Here is a 22,547-nt window from a genome sequence, read left to right as displayed (position 1 = left end):
ACATCACATGGCAGTAGAAAAAATTACAGGCAGCCGCCTGCCGCCGCGCCAGGCCTTGCCGGCAGCTGACGAGGCGGCAGCAAAAAAACAGGCCGAGGCCGAGAAAGCGGCGCAGATACGCGGCGTGGACTCGATCGCCGCCATGCGCGACGCCATCCGCCAGGCCGCGCACCAACTCCCTCCATTTACCGCCGTGCCGCGCCTGGCCCGGCTGGATGCGGCCGGCTTTCGTACGCGGGCGGCGGCCGGGATGCCCTTCCTGGTCAGCGGCATCGTCAAGCGCTGGCCGCTGGCCGACCTCACCGCGCACGACTTGCGCAAACAGTTCGGCCACCTCCCGGTGCGCGCCCGCATCGGCGACTACGTCAATACGGCCTTCGCGCCGGATCGCGCGATGCAGGACATGCTGCTGCGCGACTACCTCGACCTGACGCCTCCCGACCCCGCCTCCGGTCTGCCGCCCTATGTGGGCAACCTGTCCCTGCGCGAACTGAACCGGCTGTGCCACTGGCCGGCCTGGTTCGAGAAGATGGGCCCGCCCCGCTTCTGGATCGGCCCGGCGCGCACGGTGACGCCGCTGCACTGCGACTACGACGACAATATCTTCGCCCAGTTGTGGGGGACCAAACGGATCTTCCTGGCGCCGCCGCACCATGACGCGCTTCTGTATACACGCGAAGCCAATCCGCTGCTGTTCGGCTCCCCGTTCGACCCGGAAGCGCCCGACTACGAGGCCTTCCCGCTGGCGCGCCAGGCGGCGCTGGTCGAGATCGTCGTGGAGCCCGGCGACATGCTGTACGTGCCGGCCGGCTGGTATCACCAGGTGCGGGCCCTGAGCTTTTCGCTGTCGTCCAATCGCTGGGCGCGCGGCCAGCCGCTGGCGCTTTCGAAGGGCTAGGCGACGCGGCCTACGCGGCCCGCTGCGATTCCTCGGTCGCCGGCGTGGCGGCTTCGGCCTCATCCAGCACCACGAACTCGGTCGATGGCCGGCCGTCGGCATTGTGCTGCACGATGCGGCTCGGGCGGCCCTGGGCGTCGAGCCATACCTGGCCGATGCCGGCGCCGTTCCACAGCCGTTCGCCGCTCGTGCGCTGGTCGGGCAGGCGCGGACGCAAGGCCAGGTCGCGGCGCTTGGTGAACCAGTTCAGCGGCGAGCGCGGCGAATACAGCCAGCGGTTCAGGCGGTCGAGCCAGTCGAGCAGCCGGCGCGGGAATTCGTTCTTGATGCCGCTGCTGGTGATCTGCCACACGTGCTGCGGACGATCCGATTCGCGCACCTCGACGTCGTAGACGAAGGAATAGTGCACGTCGCCCGACAGGATCACGTAATTGCCCGGGGTGCGCGAATGGCGGAAGATATTGAGCATGCTGCTGGCCGCGCCGCGGTGCGCCATCCAGTTCTCGGCGTCGACCGTCAGCGCCAGGCCGGCGAAGGTGGCGATCCGCTGCACCACCTCGATCAGCTTCACGCCGAACATCGGCGCCGCCGAAACGATCACCGCCGCCGTCTCGTCGAGCAGTTCGTGCTGCAGTTCGGTCAGCGATTCCCAGTCCATCAGGCCCGACGGATGGCCAGGCGTGCGCCGGTTGCGCCAGCGCCGGGTGCGCGTATCGAGCACGATGATGGCGGGCTGGGTGCGCAGCATATAGTCCCACTGGCGGAACGCCAGCAGGCGCTGGATCAGCGCATCCTGCGCGCCTGGCTCCAACCGTCCCCTGGCGTCCGGCGCGGCGCTCAAGTCGACCATGGCATCGAGCGCATCGACGAACACGTCGGGCCGGTTGCCCCAGCCCTGGCACAGCATATAGGCCATCAGCGCATTGCCGATGATGCGGCGCGAGAACGGGTGCTCGTAGGCGGTGGTCTCCCACTTGGCCGACAGGTTCCAGTCGTCGGTGATGTCGTGGTCGTCGAAGATCATCAGCGTCTGCACGTGCGCCAGCAGGCGCGCGGCTTGCGGCAGCTCGGCGCAGAAACCCTGCAGCGCCGCGCCTTCGCGCTGCCAGCGTTCGACGTGCTTCGGCTTCAGGGGCGGCATCGCGGGTTCGCCCACGATCTGCCACGGCGTTGGCGACCATACCAATAAATACATCGCCATCACCTCGGCCAGTGTCACCAGGTGGTTGTGGGCGTTGGCGGTGGTGAAGATCGGCTTTTCCGAGCCGCCGAAGAAGCGGTCACGCAAGTCGTCGTTCGACTTGAATGCGGGCAGCAGGTCTTCGCGCCGGTAATAGCCGGCCGGGTGGGCATACAGCTCTTCGCTGTCGTCCACCACCGCGCCTTCCAGGCATTCCCCGTACAGGCCCAGGCGTTCGATGAGCGCGTGAATGGCCGCCAGCATCGGGCCGGCCACGTCGTCGGCATACACCTGGTCGCCGCACAGCATGAGCATGGCGGGCCGCGCGCCGGCCTCCCCGATGCGATCGGCCAGCAGCGCGTCGGCGCAGGCCAGGCCGTCGCGCGAGCGGTGGTGCGGCTTGCGGCAGGAGCCGTAAAGGATGTCGTCCATACGGCTGCGCAGCACGAAGCTGGGCCGGCTCGCGCCTGCGTGCAGCAGGTGCGGCGCCCAGTGCGCGATGCCTGCGCCGCCGTCCAGGACCAGGTCGTACTCGATCAAGGTGTCCTGCGGCAGCGGCTCATCCAGGGCGACGTCGATCAGGTGTACGTACGCATGGCGGCCGACACGGATCACGCGGCAGGCCGCGCCATCGAGCCGCAGGCGACGCGGCTGGCCGCCCTGCGGCGAAAGCTCCAGGTTCAGGTCGAGCGCATCGCTGCCGACGAGCCACAGCAACAGGCGGCCCGGCTCGATACGGCGCAGGATGGGGCCGGCCAGCACGGGCGGGAGGTCGGCGGAAGGAACAGTCTGGATCAACGCGGCACGGTCTTCAAGGGATACGATCGGCCGAGTGTAGCAGATGGCGTTCGCTCATCCGCGCGCGATCACGAGCAGGCCGACGACGATCAGCCCGCAGCCGGCCAGCTTGGCCGGGGTGAGCGCCTCTTGCAGGAACAGCCAGCCCAGCAGCATCGCGATCACCACGCTGCCCTTGTCGATCAGGGCGACAGTGGACACCTGCCCTTCCTTGATCGCCTTGTAATAGAAGATCCACGACAGCGCGGTGGCCACCGCCGACCCGGCCAGCCAGGCGATATTGGCCGGGGTGAGCGCCTGCAGCTCGCGCGCCGGCACCACGGCCGCCGCGAACAGCAGCACGAACACGAACACGAAGCAGGTGCGCACCGCCATCCCGAGGTCGCCCGAGATACCGGTGAGGCCGGGCTTGGCGATGACGGCCGTCACACCGGCGAACAGCATCGACAGGAAGGCATACACCACCCAGCGTTCCATGCGCGCTCCTGTTAGTAGTAGACGCAGATGCGCTGGCCATCGACCTCGTGCACCCGGATGTCGAGCTGGTACAGGTCGCGCAGCACCTCGGGCTGGATCAGCTCGAGCGGCGTGCCGTGGTAGGCCACTTTCCCGCCGCGCATGGCGACGATGCGGTCGGCGTAGCACGAGGCAAAATTGATGTCGTGCAGGACCAGGATCACGGTCTTGCCCAGCTCGCGCGAGGTGCGGCGCAGCAGCCCCATCATGTCGACCGCGTGGCGCATGTCGAGGTTGTTGAGCGGCTCGTCGAGCAGCACGTAGTCGGTGTCCTGGCACAGCACCATGGCCACGAAGGCGCGCTGGCGCTGGCCGCCCGAGAGCTGGTCGAGATAGCGGCCGGCCAGGTCCGAGAGGCCCAGGTAGCCGAGCGCGCGTTCGACGTGGGCCGCATCGTCGATCGTCGGCCTGCCCTGCGTGTGCGGATAACGGCCGAAGGCGACCAGGTCGCGCACCGTCAGGCGCATCGGCAGGTGGTTGTCCTGGCGCAGGATGGCCAGGCGCCTTGCCAACTCCTTGCTGTCGCCGTTGACCACGTCGATGCCGTCCACCAGCACCCGGCCCGCGCTCATCGGCAGCAGGCGGCTGATCATCGACAGCACGGTCGACTTGCCGGCGCCGTTGGGGCCGATGATGGCGGTGACGCCGCCGGCCGGCAGGGTGAGCGTCACGTCGTCGACGACCACGGTGTCGGCATAACGCTTGCTGATATGGGAAATCTCGATCATCTAGGACTTTCTACGGGTGATCAGGAACAGGAACAGCAGGCCGCCGACGAACTCGATGACGACGCTGACGGTGGCGTTCAGTTCGAGCACGCGCTCGAGCAGCACCTGGCCGCCGACCAGGAACACCACGCCCCACAGCACGGCCATCGGCAGCAGGTAGTGATGCTTGCCGGAGCCGGCAGTCACATAGGCCAGGTTGCTCACCAACAGGCCGAAGAAGGTGACCGGGCCGACCAGGGCGGTCGACACCGACACCATCACCGCGATCAGGGCCAGCGTGAACATCACCGTGCGCCGGTAATCGATGCCGAGGTTGACCGCGATCTCACGGCCCAGCATCAGGGCGTCGTACTGGTGGCGCAGGCGCCAGGCCGCCAGCGAGGCCAGGCCGATGGCGATCGCCGCCACCCACAACAGGCCGGTCTGTATGGAGTTGAACGATGCGAACATGCGGTCTTGCAGCACCATGAACTCGTTGGGATCGATCAGGCGCATCACGAAGCTCGACAGGCTGCGGAACAGGAGCCCGAACACGATACCGGCCAGCAGCATCAGGTGCAGGCTGTGCGCCGCGCCGTTGAACAGCGCCCGGAACAGCAGGCATGCGAAGCCCGTCATCAGCACCACCTCGACCGCGAAGCGCAGGTTCGGGTTGCCGGTCTCGGTGAGCGGATCGATGCCGAGGCTGAACACGATCACGGCCTGGATCAGCAAATACAGGGCGTCGAACCCCATGATCGACGGCGTCAGGATGCGGTTGTGGGTAATCGTCTGGAACAGCACGGACGATACCGCGATCGCATACGCCACCAGCAGCATGGCGGCCAGCTTCGCGCCGCGGAACGGCAGCACGAAGTCCCAGTTTCCGCCGGCGCCGATCAGCATGAAGGCGGCAACGACCGACAGCGCCAGCGTTGCGAGCAGGGCCAGGCGCGCTTTGGGGGATATCTCAAGCGTCACGTGAACGACCTCGCAGCAACAGGAACAGGAACAGCGCGCCGCCGATGATGCCGACCACGGTGCCGATCGGGATCTCGTAGGGATACACGACCAGGCGGCCGATGATGTCGCAGGCCAGCACGAACAGGCCGCCGAGCAGCGCGACCCATGGCACCGAGCGGCGCATATTGTCGCCAAACAGGATGCTGACCACGTTCGGCACGATCAGGCCCAGGAAGGGAATGCTGCCGGCCGTGACCACCACCACCGCCGAAATGGCCGACACGATCAGCAGGCCATAGAAGGTCAGGCGCTTGTAGTTCAGCCCCAGGTTGGTGGTGAACTGCTGGCCCATCCCGGCCACGGTGAAACGGTCGGCCGCGACCCAGGCGGCGAAGGCCAGCAGCGCGCCGAGCCACAGCAGCTCGTAGCGGCCGCGCAGCACGCCGGAAAAATCGCCCACGGTCCAGGCGTGCAGGGTCTGCAGCATGTCGTGGCGGAAGGCGAAGAAGGTCGTCACCGCCTGGATCACGCCGCCCAGGATCAGGCCGACCAGCGGCACCAGGTAGGGAGAGCGCAGCGGAATGCGGCGCAGCAGGCCCAGGAACAGGAAGGTGCCGGCCATGGCGAAGGCGGCCGCCACCAGCATCTTGCCGAACACCGGGGTATCGGGCGCCAGCAGCGCCAGCGCCAGGACGCCCAGCGTGGCCGCCTCGATGGTGCCGGCGGTGGACGGTTCGACGAAGCGGTTACGCACCAGCATCTGCATGATGAGGCCCGCCACGGCGAGGGACATCCCGGCCAGCAGCAGGGCCAGGGTACGCGGCAGGCGGCTGACGACCAGCAACTGCCAGTCGGTCGACTGCGTGCCCGCCAACAGGCCGGCGAAGCTGAAATCGCCGGCGCCGATGGCCACGCTCAATGCGACCAGCGCCGCCGTCAATAGTAACGGCAGCGCCAGCCAGGCGTGCGAGATGTGTCGCGCAGCGCGCACGCTTGCTGCCATCGGGTTCAGCGTTCCGCGGTGTTCAATGCGCGAGACAGCTGGTCGACGTTTTCCTGCAGTGCGGTAATGCCGGCGCCGCCCAGGGTGTACCAGTTGAGGCCATCGAGGTAGACCACGCGCTTGTTCTTCCAGGCGTTCGACTGGCGCACCAGTTCATTGTCCAGGAATTTGGCGGCGGCCGTGCCTTCGCGGCCGATGGCGGCATCGCGGTCGATCACGAACAGCCAGTCGGGATTGGTCTTCTGGATGAATTCGAAGGAGATCGCCTGGCCGTGGTTCGAGGTGTCGAGCTTGGCCACCGCCGGCTTGATGCCGAAGGTGTCGTGCAGGACGCCGAAGCGCGAGCCGGGACCGTAGGCGCTCATCTTGCCGCCGGTGGTCAGGACGATCAGGCCGGTGCCGGCCGTTTCAGCCCGCTTTTTCAGGGCGGCGATCGAGCCATCCAGCTTGTCGGTCAGTTCCTTGGCGCGCGCCTGCTTGCCGAAGATGCCAGCCAGGGTGTTGACGTTGTTCTTGGCGCTGGCGACCAGGTTGGTGCGGTCCGGCGTCATATCGATGGTCGGGGCGATCTTGGCCAGTTGCGCGTATTTGGCCTGCGAGCGGCCGCCGACGATGATCAGGTCGGGCTTGGCGCCGTGGATTTTTTCATAGTCCGGCTCGAACAGGGTGCCCATCTTGGGGGCGCTGTTGTAGCGCGCCAGGTGGCGTGGCAGCGGACGCGCGGTGGTGCTCATGGTCGGCACGCCGGCCACGTTCACGTCCAGCGCCGACAGGTTGTCGAGGGTGGTGGCATCGAGCACGATGACCTTCTTCGGGCTGGCCGGGACCGCGGTGGTGCCGCTGGCATGCTTGATTTGCACGGTGTTCTGGGCTTGCGCGGGGAGCGCGAACGCCAGGCTGAAGGCTGCGCCGAGGGCGACGACGGCGCGGCGGCGCGCAAAGATGTTCTTGACGGTCATATCGGTATTCCTGTCTCGTTCAACAAAGTGGTTATTCAGAAGCGGGTGGTAACCCCGAGCCACAGGCGGCGGCCGTCGCCGACCGTGTTGTAGGTCAGCTCGTCGAGGCGCTTGTCGCTGACGTTGAACAGCGCGGCCTTGATGGCGACGCTGCGGCTCCAGTCATAGGTCATGCCGATGTCGCCGATCGTGTAGTCGCCGTATTCCTTGGCGCCGTTGGGCAGGGTCACGCCATTGCTGCCCGAACGCGCGGCGGCATTGATTTCCTTGCCGCTGTAGGTGACCGAGGCCCACAGGTCGAGCGCGTCGGTGACGTTCCAGTCGGCGCGGACGGTGCCGCGGTGCTTCGGCGTGCGGGTCAGCGCATAGCCCTCGTAGGCGCCGCCTTTCTGCTCGGAGTCGGTGAAGGTGTAGTTCGACTTGAACGACAGCGCGCGCACCGGCTGCCAGGTCAGTCCCAGTTCAAGGCCCTGGATCGTGGCGTCGTCGATGTTGTAGCTGTACCAGAGGCGGTAGTTCGGGTCTTCCGACCAGCGTGCGATCGAGCCATCGTCGTTGTAGATCAGCGCGTTCGCCACCTTGTCCTTGAAGTCGGTGTAGAACAGCGTCGCATTCGCCTGGATGCCGGCCTTGTTGTTGTAGTGGGCGGAGAGCTCGTAGCTGGTGCTGGTCTCGGCCTTCAGGTCCGGATCGCCGATGATGACGCCGCAGGTGCCGTTCGGGCCGTAGGTACAGCCGCCACCACCGGTGGTGTAGGCATAGCCCGGCGCGATGTTGCGGATTTCCGGCGCACGGAAGCCGCGCGACACGCCGCCCTTGATGGTGACCGCGTCGCTGGCATGCCACACGGCGTACAGGCGCGGCGACCAGTGGTTGCCGTAGATTTCATGGTCGTCGGCGCGCAGGCCGGCGGTCAGGGCCAGGGTGTCGGTCAGGCTCCATTCGTCTTCGACGAACAGCGCCTTCTGGATGATGCTGAAGTGCTCGTCCACACCCGTGCGGCGGCCCGGGTTCTGGTCGGTGAGTTCCCCGCGGTTGTACTGGCCGCCGATCACCAGGAAGTGGTCGCCCAGGCGGGTGTTGAGCTTCGCGTCCAGCACCGTGTTCTTGATTTCCGGCGCGCGCTCGTTGCGGATGTAGTCGCCCGCGCGGTCTTGCGTGTAGGTCTCGCGCTGGCCTTTTTCCTGGGTCAGGGCGACTTGCGAGGTGGCCCAGCCCCAGCGGCCGTTGTGCGACAGCGACCAGTGGTCGCGGCTGTGCTCCTGGCGCGTATTGGCAGCGCTTGGCGCCAGCACGCGGCCGGCGGAGCTGTTGCGTTTCAGTTCACTCTTGCCGGCTTCCAGCAGCACGTCGTGGGCGGCGTTCGGGGTCCAGGCCAGGCGCGCGGTCAGATCGCGGTCCTTGGCGCCGTTGAAGCCGTTCAGGATCTCATCTTCGGTGCGCTTGTTCTGCTTGCCCCACAGTTGCAGGCCGAGGACCTTGCTGGCGATCGGACCGTTGAGGAAGAACTGGCCCTGGGTCGAGTTGCCCGAGTCGCTGTGTTCCTGCAGGGTGCCGTCGACGCCGAGCGAGCCGCCCCAGGCCTTGGCGACCTTGCGCGTGATGATGTTGATCACGCCGCCCATGGCGTCGGAGCCGTACAGCGAGGACATCGGGCCGCGCACGACTTCGATGCGCTCGATCGCCTCCAGCGGCGGGATGAAGCTCTGCTCGTAGCCGGCGTTGCCGTTGGTGCGCGCGTCGCGCGTCGACTGGCGCTTGCCGTCCACCAGGATCAGCGTGTATTGACCAGGCAGGCCGCGAATCAGGATATCCTGTTCATTGGCGACGCCGGTCACGGTCACGCCCTGCACGTCGCGCAGCGCATCGGTCAGGTCGCGGAACGGACGCTTTTCCAGGTCTTCGCGGGTGATCACGGTGATGCTGGCGGGAGCGTCGGTGGCCGACTGCTCGAATCCGGCGGCGGTCACGACGACGGTCGGCACGGTGCCGGATGCGCCGGCGGCTTGCGGGTTGAATTCGGGTGCCTCGGGTGCGGCGTGGGCGCTCATGGCCAGGGCGGCGTGGAGTGCGGCGGCGATGGTCGTCCGCTTGAACCACACCGTTGTCGTGTGCTGCATACGCTTCGTTCTCTCTCTCTGTCGTTCAACTACTTTTATGCGGCGAACACCTATTGCCAGGCCAGTTCGCTGTGAATGATAATGATTATCATATGCAATTAACCGCCAGAAAGTTTGTCAACTTGTGGCAAGCCTTGATACCTCAGCAATGAATCCTGTTTCCACTCCCTCCCGCATTCTCGTGGTCGATGACCACGCCGACATCCGCGACCCGCTCGCCGCCTTCCTGCGCCGCCACGACCTGGAGGTGCTGACCGCCGCCGACGCCGCGGCCGCGCGCACGCTGCTGCGCCAGCACCAGATCGACCTGGTGGTGCTCGACATCATGCTGCCGGGCGAGGACGGCCTGTCGCTGTGCCGCCACCTGGCCGAGACCAGCAACACGCCGGTGATCCTGCTGACCGCGATGGCGAGCCAGGACGACCGCGTGGCCGGGCTCGAGATCGGCGCCGACGATTACGTCACCAAGCCCTTCGATCCGCGCGAACTGGTGGCCCGCATCAAGGGCATGCTGCGGCGCCTGAGCCGCGCCACGGCCGGCTGGCACGGCCGCCGCTACGCCTTCGGCGACTGGACGCTGGACATGGCCAGGCGCGAGCTGCGCGATGCCGGCGGCGAACCGGTGGCATTGAGCACGTCGGAATTTCGCCTGCTGGGCGTGCTGGTCGAGCGCGCCGGCAAGGTGCTGAGCCGCGACGAGCTGCTCGACCTGACGCGCGACGGCGAGGTGCAGAACTTCGACCGCAGCATCGACAGCCAGGTGAGCCGGCTGCGCAAGAAACTGGAACACGATCCGCGCCGGCCACGCCTGCTCAAGACCTCGTGGGGCGACGGCTATGTGTTCACGGCCGACGTCAAGGCACTGCCAACGGCCGGCTAGCATGCGCCTGATCCCGAAGACCATGGGCGGCCAGCTGGTCGCGACGCTGCTGGTGGCCGTGCTGCTGGCGCACGCCGCCGCCATCGTGGCGCGCCAGCTGGCGCCGGACGCCATGCATCCGCTGGCCGCGCGCTATATGCTCGACCGCATGGCTGGCATCTACCAGTCGCTGCGCCTGTCGCCGGACAAGGGAGAGGAGATGCTGGCCGCGATCGGCTCGCCGACCGCGCGCTACTGGCTGGCCAGCGACGCCAACGCCGCCAGCCCGGCGATGAACGAGGCCGAACGCAGGCAGGCGCAGGCCCTGGCCGAACGCCTGCCTGCCATGTCGGCATCGGCGCCGGCGCCGCGCAGCTGGGTGCAACTGACCGACCATGCGCCGGGCAACGATGGTGTCAAGCAGGCCGGCATGCTGGCCTCGGTCGAGCTGCCGGACGGACGCTGGCTGGTAGGCTACCAGCAGTCGCCCGGCGGCAGTCCCTGGTGGCGTCCGCTGCACTTCTCGATCCCGGTGAGCACCCTGCCGGTGCTGCTGGTGGCCTTGCCCTTCATCGGCCGCATCCTGCGTCCGATCCGCGCGCTGGAGCGCGCCGCCGAGCGCTTCAGCCGCGGCGAGCATGACGGCCCGCTGCCGGTAACCGGCCCGCGCGAAGCGCGCGAGCTGACCGCCGCCTTCAACACGATGGCCGAGCGCCAGCGGCGCTTCGTCGAAGACCGCACACGCATGCTGGCCGCGATCAGCCACGACCTGCGCACGCCGATCACTTCCTTGCGCGTGCGGGTGGAGCTGATCGACGATCCCGAGCTGCGCGCGGCGATGATCCGCACGCTCGAGACGATGGGCCTGATGGTCGAGCAGACCTTGCGCTTCGCGGCCGACGACTGCGTTGGCGAACCGTCGCAGGACGTCGACCTGGCGGCACTGATGCGCGAGCTGGCGGCGGAGCTGGCGCGTCCCGGCAAGCGCATCCGCTACGCCGGCCCGGACCGGCTGCCCTACCGCTGCCGCCCGCTCGCCTTGCGCCGCGCCGTGGGCAACCTCGCCGAAAACGCGATCCGCCACGGCACCGAGATCACGCTCTGCGCCAGCGCGCCGCGAGAGAACAGCGACAGCGACGTGATCCTGGCCATAATCGACAACGGCCCCGGCATCCCTGCAGGTGAATTGGAGCGAGTCTTCGAACCCTTCGCCCGCCTCGACAGCGCCCGCTGCCGCGACACCGCCGGCGACAACGGCCACGGCAGCGCCGGCGGCAGCGGCGTCGGCCTCGGCCTCTCCATCGCCCGCTCCTGCGTCGAAGCCCACGGCGGCACCCTCACCCTGACCAACAACACCCCCGGCCTCACCGCCACCATCGCCCTCCCCACCTAACCCTCCAATTAGGGTCAGAGTAGAATTATTCAGCAATTTCTCCGCAATCCCGATAATGAGGGTCAGAGTAGAATTAATGACCAAGAACTTGCAATCAACTGTTAGTCGGGCCATTTTCACGCTGCCCGGTTTAAAAGAAATTGCAAAACAATTCTACTCTGACCCTAATTAGTTTGGTCGTTGAATTGCTGCCTCTAGAACATGGCCTTCCCATAGGAGAAATCATTTCTTGAGCCGCAATAGCGCTTACTTAATTCGATATTCTTGTGCAATTTGTAAACCCGTAAATAATTAGGGTCAGAGTCAAATTATTGAGCAATTTCTCTCCAAATTTGATTAATTGGGGACAGAGTCAGCTTGATTGGCAATTTCCTCTCAACTGAACAATTAGGGTCAGAGTCGAATTAAAAGCAATTCTGGAGAATTGCTCGATAAATCTACTCTGACCCTCATGTTGGGTGGGGCTGGCGGGTGCACGGGTGAAGATTTCGCTTGCGTGGCGTGGTGGGTGAGATAGAATGATGAATGAGAATCATTATCATCTGATGCCACTATCTTGCGTCGAGAGGAACGATATGTGCGACAAACACGCTGCGAACGTACCCTGCCCTGCTGACGGAGCGCAGGGATCGCGCCGGCGGCGCGTGTGGGAGCTGTCCCATGCCTGCCATTGCCCGCTGGTCGGGGTCGGGTTGCCGCTGGGCGGCTTGCGCAAGCTGGTGGAGAAGGTGACGGGCGGGAAGGTGCTGCATGACGATTACGACATCCACGTCGGCACCGTCAGCGAATGCGCGCTGCGCACGCCGGTGGCCGATGCGGTGCAGAAGGAACTCGAGCGGCGCTATGCACAGCATGTCCAGCGCTTCCGCGCCGCCAAGACCACCGAGCAGGTCGAGGCCATGTGGGATGCCGCGGTGGCCGCCGGCGACGTCGCCGGGGCGTTCTGGGCGGGGCTGTCCCATCCGCGCTGTACCACCGCGCTTGAAGAAAAGATGTGCCGCGATATCCATATGGTGCAGCACCAGGCCGGGGCCTGCGCGCGTGCCGACATCAACAAGTTCAATGCGGTCGTCGCCGACAACGCGCGCCTCGAACGCGAAGTGGCGCGCCTGCAGGAGCGCTGCAATGCGCTGGGGCTGGAAAAGGCGCAAGAAGGCGAACGCCTCGAGAACCAGCTGCGGGCTGCGCGGGCGGCGACCATCGCGCGCGATGGCGACGTCCAGGCCTTGCGCGCAGAACTGGCGCGGCTGCAGGCCAGCGTTCCCGACCTCGAGTCGCGCGAACGCCTGGCAGAGCGGGTGACACAGATGGAAGCGCGTGAACAGGCGCTGCGTGTGCAGCTGGCCGAGCTGAAGGCGGCGCGTGCGCCTGCGCCGGCGCCGGAAGCCGACGTGGCGGCGCCCGCGCCGATCCAGGTGGCGCCGGTCGCGATGCCGGTGCGCCTGGAAAACCGCAGCGTGCTGTGCGTCGGAGGCCGCAGCAGCAGCGTGCCGATCTACCGCAATATGATCGAGCGCGTCGGCGCCCAGTTCGCCCACCACGACGGCGGCCTCGAAGACAGCAGCAGCCAGCTCGACGCCAGCCTGGCCGCGGCCGACCTCGTGATCTGCCAGACCGGTTGCATCAGCCACAGCGCCTACTGGCGCGTGAAAGACCACTGCAAGCGCCACGGCAAGCGCTGCGTCTTTGTCGACAACCCGAGCGTCTCGAGCCTGGTGCGCGGCCTGCAGGAAGCCGCTACCGAGGACCAACCCAGCTAAGCTAAGCCGCCAGCGCGCGGATCGCCGCCACCAGGCGGTCCAGCTGCGCCGTGGTCGTGAAGTACGAAGGCGTGACGCGGATGCAGCTACCGCCAACCGGGCCTTCGCGCGCCACCGTGAAGATGCCATGACGCTCGGCCAGCGTGCGCGCCAGCGCCACGTTGTCCTCGAACGACGTTTTTCCCTTCAGGCGGAACGACGTCACCGCACCCGTCATCCCCGCGTCGTCGGGCGTCAGCACCTGCACGTTCGGCAGCCCGCGCACCCGGGTCACCCAGTAGTCACGCAGCGCGCGCAGGTGCGCCGCGCGCGCCGCGAGCGGGATGCGCGCATGGAAGGCCAGCGCGCTTGGAATCGTCATCACCGCCGCCACGTTCAGGGTGCCGGCGTTCACACGCGCGCGGATGTCGGTCGGCGGATGTTCGGTATTGCCGCAATCGATGTCGATGTCCTGCAGCCGTCCCTCGCGTATATAGAGAAACCCCAGCCCGAGCGGCGCCCCGATCCACTTGTGCAGGTTGGCGCCGACGAAGTCCGCGCCCAGGTCGGGGATGCGGAAATCGAGCTGGCCAAACGATTGCGCGATGTCCACCACTACGTCCACGCCGCGGTCACGGGCGATGCGCGCGATCTCGGCCACCGGCAGCACCAGGCCGGTACGATGATTGATGTGGGTGAGCAGCAGCAGCCGCGTGCGCGGATGGCGCCGCAGCGCCTCGGCATAGGCGTCGATGACGTTCTGGCGCGTGGCCGGCTCGGGGATCGTCACCGAGACCAGCCCGGCGCCGCGGCGTTTGGCCAGCTCGCGCATGGCATCCATCACCGTGCCGTAGTCCAGGTTGCAGATCATGACCGCTTCGCCCTCCTTCAGTAGCCGGTAGTTCAGGATCAGGTTCTGCAGCGACTCCACCGCGCTGCGCGTGATCGCGATCTCGCCAGGCGCAACGCCGGCATACGCCGCCAGCTGCGCGCGGATCGCCGTCATGTCTGTGCGGTCAAAGCGCGTGCGCAGGTAGTGCGTGTTGTGGCGGTTCAGGTAGTCGAGATTGCGCTTGTAATCGTCCAGCACCGGGCGCGCCATGATGCCGTAATAGGCGTTTTCCAGGTTGACGATGTCGCCGGCCACGTCGTAGTTGGTCCCCAGGCCGGCATCGTCGGCCGAGCCGGCGGCCGCCGGCCAGGGCAGCGCCGCACTTCCGAGACTCAAGCCTGCGGCGGTGCGCAGCAGCTTGCGGCGGCGATAAGCGATTGGTTTCATGCAGGCTCCCGCGAAAATGGATGTGCAGGAAAGTATAGGCAGGCCAGCGCGGTGCGCTCGCCTGGCGAATGATCACCCCATAAGCGCCATTGATACCCCCGCTCGACACAAACGCAGCCGGGTTAGAATCGGGACCACCTTCCACCACCTGACAATCGCCATGCTCAGCCGCGACATCGAGATCTTCCGCACCGTGATGACCTCGGGCTCCGCCACCCGCGCCGCGAAGGTGCTGGGGCTGTCGCAGCCGGCCGTCAGCATGGCGCTGCGCCGGCTGGAAAAACGCGCCGGCCTCGAACTGTTCCAGCGTCCCGGCGGCAAGCTGCAGCCCACCCAGCAGGCACAGGCCCTGCTGGCCGAGGTCCAGCGCCACTTCGTCGGCATGGACGTGATCGAGCAGCGCATCCGCAGCCTGAAGCAGTTCGACGCCGGCCGCGTGCGCATCGCCGCCTTTCCCGGCCTGGGGACGGGTTTCGTGCCGCGCGTGCTGGCCGACCTCGCGGCCGCCGGCACGCGCAGCATGGTGTCGCTGCAGGTGATGGGGTCGCAGGACGTACGCAGCCAGGTGCTGCGCGACGAGGTGGAGCTGGGCATCGCGGCCCAGGACATCTCCACCACCGGCGTCGAGCACGCGCTGTTCGCGCACTACTTCGGCGTCGTCGCCCTGCCCGCCGGCCACGCGCTGGCCCGCAATAGCGTGATCACGCCGAAACAGCTGGCGCGCCATCCCTTCGTGGCGCTGCAGCCGGACGATGCGGTGAGCCTGCGCCTGGATGCGATCTGCCGAGGCCACGGCGTGCAGCTGCAGACGGCGGTCGAAACCTCGTACACCTTCAGCCTGTGCGAACTGGTGCGCAACCGCATCGGGGTTGCCCTGGTCAATCCGGTCACGGCGGTCGACTACCTCGATGCGGGCCTGGTATTCCGTCCGTTCTCGGAGCGGCTCGAGTTCACGGCGCTGACGATGTGGCCCGCCGGCCGGCCGCTGTCGCCCTTCGTGCGCCAGATGCTGGCCGCGATGCGCGCACGACTGCAGGCCGACATGGACCGGCTGCGCGCGACGATGCCGCCGGGCGCGGGCAAGGTGGCGCTGCACCAGTTCCAGCCGCTGGCGGCGCCCCCGGCCTGAAACGGCGGTTTCAGAGCAGGTCGATCGAGGTGCTCATCACGCCGACCAGTGCCGCCATCTCGGCCGAATTGGCGATGCCCAGCAGGACGTCGCCGCGATTGAGCGTGCCGTCGTCGATCAAGGTGGCCCAGCCCGCGACCTCGGCCTGGCTGGCCGTGCGCTCCAGGCCCGCCCGGTACAGGTGGGCGACATACTGCGCATTGCTCATGCCGCCGAACTGCCCTTCCGCCGCGTTGACGAAGGTGTCGGCAATGGCCGCCATGCTGATGCCGTTCTCGCTGGCCGCGATCCAGTAATTCAGGCCACCCTGGTCCGGCGCGCGGTCGAACAAGGTGTCATACATGCGCACCAGCATGCCGACATCGGTGTCCGCGATCCAGGCGCTGGACCCGTACCAGTCCATATACTGCAGCATGGCGAAGTGGTCGGCGAACTCCAGCAGGACGTCTTCCCGCGTGCGTGCACCCGCGTCCAGCCCGACCAGCCAGCCGTACAGCTCCCTCAGGTTGCCGCCGCGCTCCATGCCGTTCTCGTACAGCGACATGACGAAATCGTCGTCGCTCATGGCGTCGTCGGCGCCGCTCGCCGCGAGCAGGCTGGCCGAGATCTCGAGCAGCGACATCCCGGCGCCATGCTGCGCTTCCCAGGCATCGAGCTCGACGCGGGTCGCCACGCGGTCTTCGAGCGACTCGATCATGCGCGTGACGGTCCCGCGTACCGAGCGCTCGGCGCCGTCGCCGCCGAAGTCAGGATCTCGACATTCGCAAGCGAGTCGCTGCCTTCGACGCCGTCGCGGGCCGTGACCACCACATGCCCCTGTTCGACCCGGATCGTGTAATCGGCCCGGCTCCCCGCCAGGCGCACGGTGTCGGTGCCTGCGCCGCCGTCGATCCAGTCGTCGCCCGCACCGCCAGAGATGTAGTCGTCGCCGTCTTCGCCATGCAGGCGGTCGTCGCCCGCCCCGCCGTCGATGATGTCGTCGCCACCGCCGGCATAGACCACGTCGTCGCCCTCGCCCAGGTTGAGGGTCTGGGCGTCGGCGTCCGCCACCACGTACTGTTCGCCGGCGCCGCCCCTGACCGTGACTTCGCCGGCCAGCGCGGCGAAGCCGATGTGGTCCAGGGTGACGTTGCTGTTCCACAGGCCGCGCGTATCGATGACCACGGCAACCAGCGGCTTGCCGGCCCCGGCCTCGACGCCGACCAGTGCCAAGGGACTGTATGGTTGCGGCGCCGTCCCGAAAGCGGCCGTCGGTGCGATTGTCTGCAGCAGCAGCGGCGTGTTCGCCGCCTCGGCGATGTAGCGGGTGGCGCCGGCGACCAGGCTGGCCTGCGAGGCGGAGCCGGCCTCGCTGTGCTGGCGCACCTCGCGCAACAGGTCGGCCAGCGCGGCGCCGGCCGGCTCCGGCGCGACGCTGCCGCTCGCGGTCATGCCCATGTCCAGCCACAGGTCGGCGCGCAGCAGGACCCGGCCGCTGGCATCGACGGCGATCGGCACCGCGCTCGTGAGTCCGTCGCCATTGGTGTCCGGGCCGGCCACACGGGTGGTGCCGGCCGTCAGCACCTGGCGCTGGGTGCCGTCGGTCTCGGTGACCGTGTGCACCCGCACCTCGCGGTTATCGATGACGCTGACCTGCGGCGCCGTGCCGGGACGCTCGTCGACGTCGGTAACCCAGATCGTCAACAGCTGCGCGGCGGTGCCGGCGCTATCGGTGCGCGTGACCTCGACCTGGTAGGTATTGTTGCCCGCCCCGGCGCCGCGGTCGCGCGGCGCCTCGTAGTCGGGCGCCGCGATGAAGCGCAGCAGGCCGGTAGCCTGGTCGACCGTGAACAGCGCGGCATCGGCGCCGCCGGTGATCACGTAGTCGTTGTAGATCGGGCCGGACGGGCCCTGGGAGATGACGTCGACGGTGACGTCGCGGGTATTTTCAGCCACCTGCACCACGTCCCCGTTGGGATAGGAAAAGCGCGGCTCGATCGGCCAGGTGGATTCGGCGGCGCTGGCCTGCGAAGTGAATGCGGTTGCCATGATCGTTCCTCGGTATCGGATACCGGAAGTATAGCCACCCCAGGCGGCGCACGATTCGAAACACGTCGGCATGGCGCGATTCCATGCCGGCCGCATTGCACGGGCTTTTCCGCATCCGAAAAACAAAAAAGGTTACCTGCTTGCGCATGTAACCTTTTGGACTTACCGAATTTTGGTGCCGCTGACCGGAATCGAACTGGTGACCTTCGCATTACGAATGCGCTGCTCTACCGACTGAGCTACAGCGGCGAAACCTGTGCTTCGCCTTGCCTTTCGGCGCACGACAACGTAGCCGCCGTGACGAAAGAACCATATTCTAGCAAACAATGCGGCAAACTTGCTAGTGTGTATCGCTAGCGTGCCGCATTATCGGCTGAAAACAGGAAATTCAGGCCCCGTGGTAGCCCGTGACGACCTCGACTTCTTCCTTAGAGCCCAGGAACACCGGCACACGCTGGTGCAGCTTGGTCGGCGGGATGTCCAGGATGCGGCCCTTGCCGTCGGTGGCGGCGCCGCCGGCCTGCTCGACGATCATCGCCATCGGGTTGGCTTCGTACATCAGGCGCAGCTTGCCCGGCGATTGCGGGTCGCGCAGGTCGGCCGGATACATGAAGACACCGCCGCGGTTCAGGATGCGGTGCACGTCGGCCACCATCGAGGCGATCCAGCGCATATTGAAATCCTTGCCGCGCGGGCCGGTCTCGCCTGCCAGCAGCTCGTCCACGTAGCGCTGCACCGGCGGATGCCAGTGGCGCTTGTTGGACATATTGATGGCGAATTCTTTCGTCGACGCCGGGATCTGCATATCGCTCTGGGTCAGCACCCACGAACCCATCTCGCGGTCCAGCGTGAAGCAGTGCACGCCGTTGCCGGTGGTGAGCACCAGCATGGTCTGCGGGCCGTAGACCGCATAGCCGGCCGCCACCTGGGCGGTGCCGGGCTGCAGGAAGTCCTGCTCGGTCGGCTGGCTCATGCCTTCCGGCGCCTTCAGCACCGAGAAGATGGTGCCGATCGAGACGTTGACGTCGATGTTCGACGAGCCGTCCAGCGGATCGAACAGCAGCAGGAACTCGCCCATCGGATAGCGGCTCGGGATCTGGCGGATGGTTTCCATCTCTTCGGACGCCATCGCCGCCAGGTGGCCGCCCCACTCGTTCGCCTCCAGCAGGATTTCGTTGGAGATCACGTCCAGCTTTTTCTGGACTTCGCCCTGGATGTTCTCGGTCTCGGCGCTGCCCAGCACTTCGCCCAGCGCGCCCTTGCTCACCGAATAGCTGATGCGCTTGCAGGCGCGGGCCACGACCTCGATCAGCAGGCGCAGCTCGGCGTTGATGTTCTGGTGCAGGCGCTGCTCTTCGACCAGGTATTGCGTCAGACTTACGCGTTTCATGACTTCCTCAGGTTTGGTTTAAATATTGTTATCAATTCGCGAGCGCCTTGGTGACCACTTCGCGCACGTCGTTCGACAGCTTGCCCTGCCCCGCCACCCGCTGCAGCGCGGCCTTCATCTGCTCTTGCAGCGCCGGCGCATAACGGCGCCAGCGGTCCATGGCGCGCGCCAGGCGGCTTGCGACCTGCGGGTTGAGCGCGTCGAGCGCGATCACCTGCTCGGCCCAGAAGGCGTAGCCGCTGCCGTCCGGCGCGTGGAACTGCACCGGATTGTTCATGCAGAAGGCGGCGACCAGGCTGCGCGCGCGGTTCGGGTTGCGCAGGGTGAAGGCCGGATGGCGCATCAGCGCGCGCACGGCCGCGACGTCGGTGGTCGGGGCCGCGGCCTGCATCATGAACCATTTGTCCACCACCAGGGCCTCGCCCTGGAACTCCTGGTAGAACACGTCGAGCGCGTCGGCGGCTTCGGGCACGCGCGATGCGATCAGCGCGCCCAGTGCGGCGGCGCGGTCGGTCATATTGTCGGCCTCGTCGAACTGGCGCTGGGCCAGCGCCACGCTCTCGTCGTCGGGCGCCGCGTTCAGGTAGGACAGCGCGATATTCTTGAGCGCGCGCTTGCCGGCCGATGCGGCATCCGGGCTGTAGGCCCCCGGCGTCAGGTTGGCCTCGTACTGCGCCAGCAGCTCGCCACGCAGGCGCGCGCCGATGTCGGCGCGGATGAACTGGCGCGCGATGTGCACGGCAAGCGGGTCGACGCCGTCGATCTGCTCGGCCACCATGCCCTCGGACGGCAGCAGCAGCGCCTGTTCGCGGAAGGCCGGGTCGAGGGTCTCGTCGACCAGCACCTTGCGCATCGCTTCGATGAAGGTCTCGTCCAGGTTCAGGCTGGCGCCGCTGTTACCCTTGGCCGCGGCCTCGCCGGCCAGCTTGAGCAGGCGGCTCATGGCCAGGCGCTGGCCCGCTTCCCAGCGGTTGACCGGATCGCTGTCATGGCTGAACAGGTGCAGCAGGTCGGCGTCGGTATAGCTGCCCTGCAGGACTACCGGCGCCGAGAAGCCGCGCAGCACCGACGCCACCGGCTGCTCCTTGACGTCGGTGAAGACGAAGGTCTGCTCGGCCTGGGTCAGTTCGAGCACCGCCGTCGCGCCGCGGTCGACGCTATCGACCACCAGGCGCATGTCGTTGCCGGCGGCGTCGAGCAGGCCGACCGCGACCGGGATGTGGAACGGCAGCTTCTGCGGCTGGCCCGGCGTCGGCGGACAGGACTGGATCAGCTTGAGCGTGTAGGTGTGGGCGGTTTCGTCCCAGCGGCCCTCGAAGCGCAGCACCGGGGTGCCGGCCTGGCTGTACCAGCGTTCGAACTGGGTCAGGTCGCGGCCGTTGGCGTCGGCCATCGCGCGCCGGAAATCGTCGCACTCGACCGCCTGCTCGTCATGGCGTTCGAAGTACAGGTCCATGCCCTTGCGGAAGCCATCGACGCCAAACAGCGTCTGGTACATGCGCACCACTTCGGCGCCCTTCTCGTACACCGTCACCGTATAAAAATTATTGATCTCCACGAAGGAGTCGGGACGCACCGGGTGCGCCATCGGGCCGGCATCTTCGGGGAACTGATGCTGGCGCAGCGTGCGCACCTGGTCGATGCGGGTCACGGCGCGGCCGGTGTCGGTGCCGATCATGTCGGCCGTGAATTCCTGGTCGCGGAACACCGTCAGGCCTTCTTTCAGCGACAGCTGGAACCAGTCGCGGCAGGTTACGCGGTTGCCGGTCCAGTTGTGGAAGTATTCGTGCGCCACCACCGCCTCGATGCCCTGGAAGTCGACGTCGGTCGCCACCCGCGGGTTGGCCAGCACGAACTTGGTGTTGAAGATGTTCAGGCCTTTGTTCTCCATCGCGCCCATGTTGAAGTCGCTGGTGGCGACGATCATGAAGCGGTCCAGGTCGAGTTCGAGCCCGTATTTTTCCTCATCCCAGCGGATGCTGTGCTTGAGCGACTGCATCGCATAGTCGGTCTTGTCCAGGTTGCCGTCTTCGACCCACACCTGCAGCAGGGCGTCGCGGCCGTCTGCCAGGCGGAAGGTCTCTTCCTGGCACACCAGCTTGGCGGCCACCAGCGCGAACAGGTAGGACGGCTTCTTGAACGGGTCTTCCCACAGCGCATAGTGGCGTCCGTCGTCGAGATCGCCTTCCTGGATCAGGTTGCCGTTCGACAGCAGCACCGGGTAGCGCGCCTTGTCCGCGCGCAGCATCACCGTGTACTTGGCCATCACGTCCGGGCGATCCGGGAAATAGGTGATGCGGCGGAAGCCTTCGGCCTCGCACTGGGTGAAGAAGTTGCCATTCGATACATACAAGCCGCTGAGCGTCGTGTTCTGCTCGGGCACGCAGACCGATTCGATCTCGAGGACAACGTCGTCCGGCGCCTCGTGGATGACCAGGCGATTGTCGGCCAGCGTGTAATCGGCCCCGGCGAGGGTCTTGCCATTGAGGCGCAGCGCCACCAGCTCGATCTCCTCGCCATGCAGCTCGATGGCCCGCCCGCCGGCCGCCGGGTTGCGGCGCAAGGTCAGGCGGTTGGCCACGACCGTACGCGCGGGATCCAGGTCGAAGCCGAGCTCGACAGTATCCACAAGGTAAGTCGGCGGGTTATAGTCTTTGCGGTAAATGGTCTGGGGCGTATCGGTGCGCATAGGAAGAGTCCAAGAACACAGTGGAGAAGTGCTTATTTTACCAACAAGCTTTTCCGGTGCTTCGTTCGTTTCCATGTATCGCAGTGTATGCACGGTAACGGGGTGTAAAACCCGGTTCATTGATCTTGAACAAGCGGTAAGCTTGATCATCGGCGAAATTCCGCTCAAATAATCTGGAGATAGTATGAAACGCCTCATCATGGTCGCCGCCGGCTCGGCGCTTGCACTGCTCCTGGGCGGTTGCGCGACCACCATCCGCAGCGACGTCACGACCTTCCACCAATGGCCGGCCCAGATACAAGACAAGAGTTATGTGTTCGAGGTGCCGTCGCCGCAGGACGACACGCTGGAATGGCGCAGCTACCAGGAACTGGTGCGCGCCCAGCTGGCGCGCCAGGGCTTCCGCGACGCTGAAGGCGCCACGCCGGCGCTGACGGTGGCAATGCGCTTCACCACCACCGACCTGCCGGTGCGCGTGCTGGAGCCGATCATGACGCCGTATTTCTACCCGAGCGCACGCTTCGGCTATGGCTACGGCTACCGCGGATTCAATCGCCGCTACTGGGGCGGCTGGTACAGCCCGTTCTACGATCCGTTCTGGGGTCCGTATCCGGCCTACCAGACCTCGGTCGAGCACCACTACCGGCGCGAGCTGCAGGTCTCGATCAAGGCGGCGCGCGACGGCAAGCGCCTGTTCGACGTCACGGTGCACAACACCAGCCGCAATATGTCGACGCCGGAAATCATGCCGGCGCTGGTGCACAGCGCCTTCGAAGGCTTCCCGGGACCGTCGGGCGTGGCGCGGCGGGTCGAGGTGAAGCAGGAGCCGAAGGGCTGATCGCAGTCCATCAACTGTAAAAAAAGGCCCGTCACGCAAGGCGCGACGGGCCAACGAGA

At 66.6% G+C, this 22,547-nt stretch carries 18 protein-coding genes and 1 tRNA gene; 6 read left to right on the top strand and 13 right to left on the bottom strand.

The genetic code is table 11. The features are described from left to right. Window positions 1-7 precede the first annotated feature (7 nt). On the top strand, window positions 8-898 hold the full coding sequence (locus SOM28_RS09070; RefSeq protein ID WP_320467905.1) for a cupin-like domain-containing protein: 891 nt from the start codon (window positions 8-10) through the stop codon (window positions 896-898). 10 nt (window positions 899-908) lie between these two features. Here SOM28_RS09070 and SOM28_RS09065 read toward each other — a convergent pair whose 3' ends face one another. From SOM28_RS09065 to SOM28_RS09035, 7 genes are all read right to left on the bottom strand, one after another. Beyond that, window positions 909-2,840 carry a metallophosphoesterase family protein gene (locus SOM28_RS09065; RefSeq protein ID WP_320468144.1) on the bottom strand — a complete coding sequence of 644 codons (1,932 nt, stop codon included), beginning with the start codon at window positions 2,838-2,840 and terminating at the stop codon, window positions 909-911. Between the two features lie 90 nt (window positions 2,841-2,930). Next, window positions 2,931-3,353, bottom strand: coding sequence for an EamA family transporter (locus SOM28_RS09060; protein WP_123072097.1), 423 nt, complete (start codon window positions 3,351-3,353; stop codon window positions 2,931-2,933). 11 nt (window positions 3,354-3,364) lie between these two features. Then, on the bottom strand, window positions 3,365-4,120 hold the full coding sequence (locus SOM28_RS09055; RefSeq protein ID WP_123072098.1) for an iron ABC transporter ATP-binding protein: 756 nt from the start codon (window positions 4,118-4,120) through the stop codon (window positions 3,365-3,367). After that, window positions 4,121-5,080, bottom strand: a complete 960-nt coding sequence (locus SOM28_RS09050) for an iron chelate uptake ABC transporter family permease subunit (protein ID WP_123072099.1) — start codon at window positions 5,078-5,080, stop codon at window positions 4,121-4,123. Continuing rightward, window positions 5,070-6,065, bottom strand: a complete 996-nt coding sequence (locus SOM28_RS09045) for an ABC transporter permease (RefSeq protein ID WP_123072100.1) — start codon at window positions 6,063-6,065, stop codon at window positions 5,070-5,072. The genes SOM28_RS09050 and SOM28_RS09045 overlap by 11 nt, the downstream gene beginning before the upstream one ends. Window positions 6,066-6,070: 5 nt before the next feature. Next, the gene (locus SOM28_RS09040; protein WP_320467904.1) at window positions 6,071-7,024 is read right to left on the bottom strand and encodes a siderophore ABC transporter substrate-binding protein; all 954 of its coding nucleotides are present in this window, start codon (window positions 7,022-7,024) and stop codon (window positions 6,071-6,073) included. A 35-nt stretch (window positions 7,025-7,059) separates the two neighbouring features. Then, on the bottom strand, window positions 7,060-9,144 hold the full coding sequence (locus tag SOM28_RS09035) for a TonB-dependent receptor domain-containing protein (protein WP_320467903.1): 2,085 nt from the start codon (window positions 9,142-9,144) through the stop codon (window positions 7,060-7,062). Window positions 9,145-9,292: 148 nt separating this feature from the next. Between SOM28_RS09035 and SOM28_RS09030 the strand changes: the two genes are divergently transcribed. The 3 genes from SOM28_RS09030 (at window position 9,293) to SOM28_RS09020 (ending at window position 13,156) form a co-directional block, all read left to right on the top strand. Next, window positions 9,293-10,024 (top strand): response regulator, encoded by a 732-nt coding sequence (locus tag SOM28_RS09030; protein WP_320467902.1) that lies wholly within the window; start codon window positions 9,293-9,295, stop codon window positions 10,022-10,024. 1 nt (window position 10,025) lies between these two features. Further along, window positions 10,026-11,396, top strand: a complete 1,371-nt coding sequence (locus tag SOM28_RS09025) for an ATP-binding protein (protein ID WP_320467901.1) — start codon at window positions 10,026-10,028, stop codon at window positions 11,394-11,396. A 575-nt stretch (window positions 11,397-11,971) separates the two neighbouring features. After that, window positions 11,972-13,156, top strand: coding sequence for a DUF2325 domain-containing protein (locus SOM28_RS09020; RefSeq protein WP_320467900.1), 1,185 nt, complete (start codon window positions 11,972-11,974; stop codon window positions 13,154-13,156). A 1-nt stretch (window position 13,157) separates the two neighbouring features. Here SOM28_RS09020 and SOM28_RS09015 read toward each other — a convergent pair whose 3' ends face one another. After that, on the bottom strand, window positions 13,158-14,414 hold the full coding sequence (locus tag SOM28_RS09015; RefSeq protein ID WP_320467899.1) for an aminotransferase class V-fold PLP-dependent enzyme: 1,257 nt from the start codon (window positions 14,412-14,414) through the stop codon (window positions 13,158-13,160). 160 nt (window positions 14,415-14,574) lie between these two features. Between SOM28_RS09015 and SOM28_RS09010 the strand changes: the two genes are divergently transcribed. Next, complete coding sequence (locus SOM28_RS09010) at window positions 14,575-15,543, top strand: LysR substrate-binding domain-containing protein (protein ID WP_123069377.1); 969 nt, start codon at window positions 14,575-14,577, stop codon at window positions 15,541-15,543. Window positions 15,544-15,553: 10 nt separating this feature from the next. On the opposite strand, the gene SOM28_RS09005 is transcribed toward SOM28_RS09010, so the two are convergent. The 5 genes from SOM28_RS09005 to pepN all read right to left on the bottom strand — a co-directional run bounded on the left by SOM28_RS09005 (window position 15,554) and on the right by pepN (window position 21,650). Continuing rightward, window positions 15,554-16,240, bottom strand: a complete 687-nt coding sequence (locus SOM28_RS09005; protein WP_320467898.1) for a DUF4214 domain-containing protein — start codon at window positions 16,238-16,240, stop codon at window positions 15,554-15,556. Beyond that, window positions 16,237-17,571 (bottom strand): hypothetical protein, encoded by a 1,335-nt coding sequence (locus SOM28_RS09000; RefSeq protein ID WP_320467897.1) that lies wholly within the window; start codon window positions 17,569-17,571, stop codon window positions 16,237-16,239. The genes SOM28_RS09005 and SOM28_RS09000 overlap by 4 nt, the downstream gene beginning before the upstream one ends. 173 nt (window positions 17,572-17,744) lie before the next feature. Next, window positions 17,745-17,820, bottom strand: a tRNA-Thr gene (locus tag SOM28_RS08995). A 139-nt stretch (window positions 17,821-17,959) separates the two neighbouring features. Further along, window positions 17,960-18,961 (bottom strand): class 1 fructose-bisphosphatase, encoded by a 1,002-nt coding sequence (locus SOM28_RS08990; protein ID WP_123069375.1) that lies wholly within the window; start codon window positions 18,959-18,961, stop codon window positions 17,960-17,962. Between the two features lie 31 nt (window positions 18,962-18,992). Further along, on the bottom strand, window positions 18,993-21,650 hold the full coding sequence (gene pepN / locus SOM28_RS08985; protein WP_123069374.1) for an aminopeptidase N: 2,658 nt from the start codon (window positions 21,648-21,650) through the stop codon (window positions 18,993-18,995). A gap of 184 nt (window positions 21,651-21,834) precedes the next feature. On the opposite strand from pepN, the gene SOM28_RS08980 reads away from it, so the two are divergent. Continuing rightward, window positions 21,835-22,488 carry a DUF4136 domain-containing protein gene (locus SOM28_RS08980; protein ID WP_123069373.1) on the top strand — a complete coding sequence of 218 codons (654 nt, stop codon included), beginning with the start codon at window positions 21,835-21,837 and terminating at the stop codon, window positions 22,486-22,488. Window positions 22,489-22,547: the final 59 nt, after the last annotated feature.

This window comes from Massilia sp. CFBP9026 (assembly GCF_034045165.1).
GTDB lineage: Bacteria > Pseudomonadota > Gammaproteobacteria > Burkholderiales > Burkholderiaceae_D > Telluria > Telluria arenae.
The sequence above is the reverse complement of the archived record's forward strand: the minus strand, read 5'-3'. Positions and strand labels throughout refer to the sequence as shown.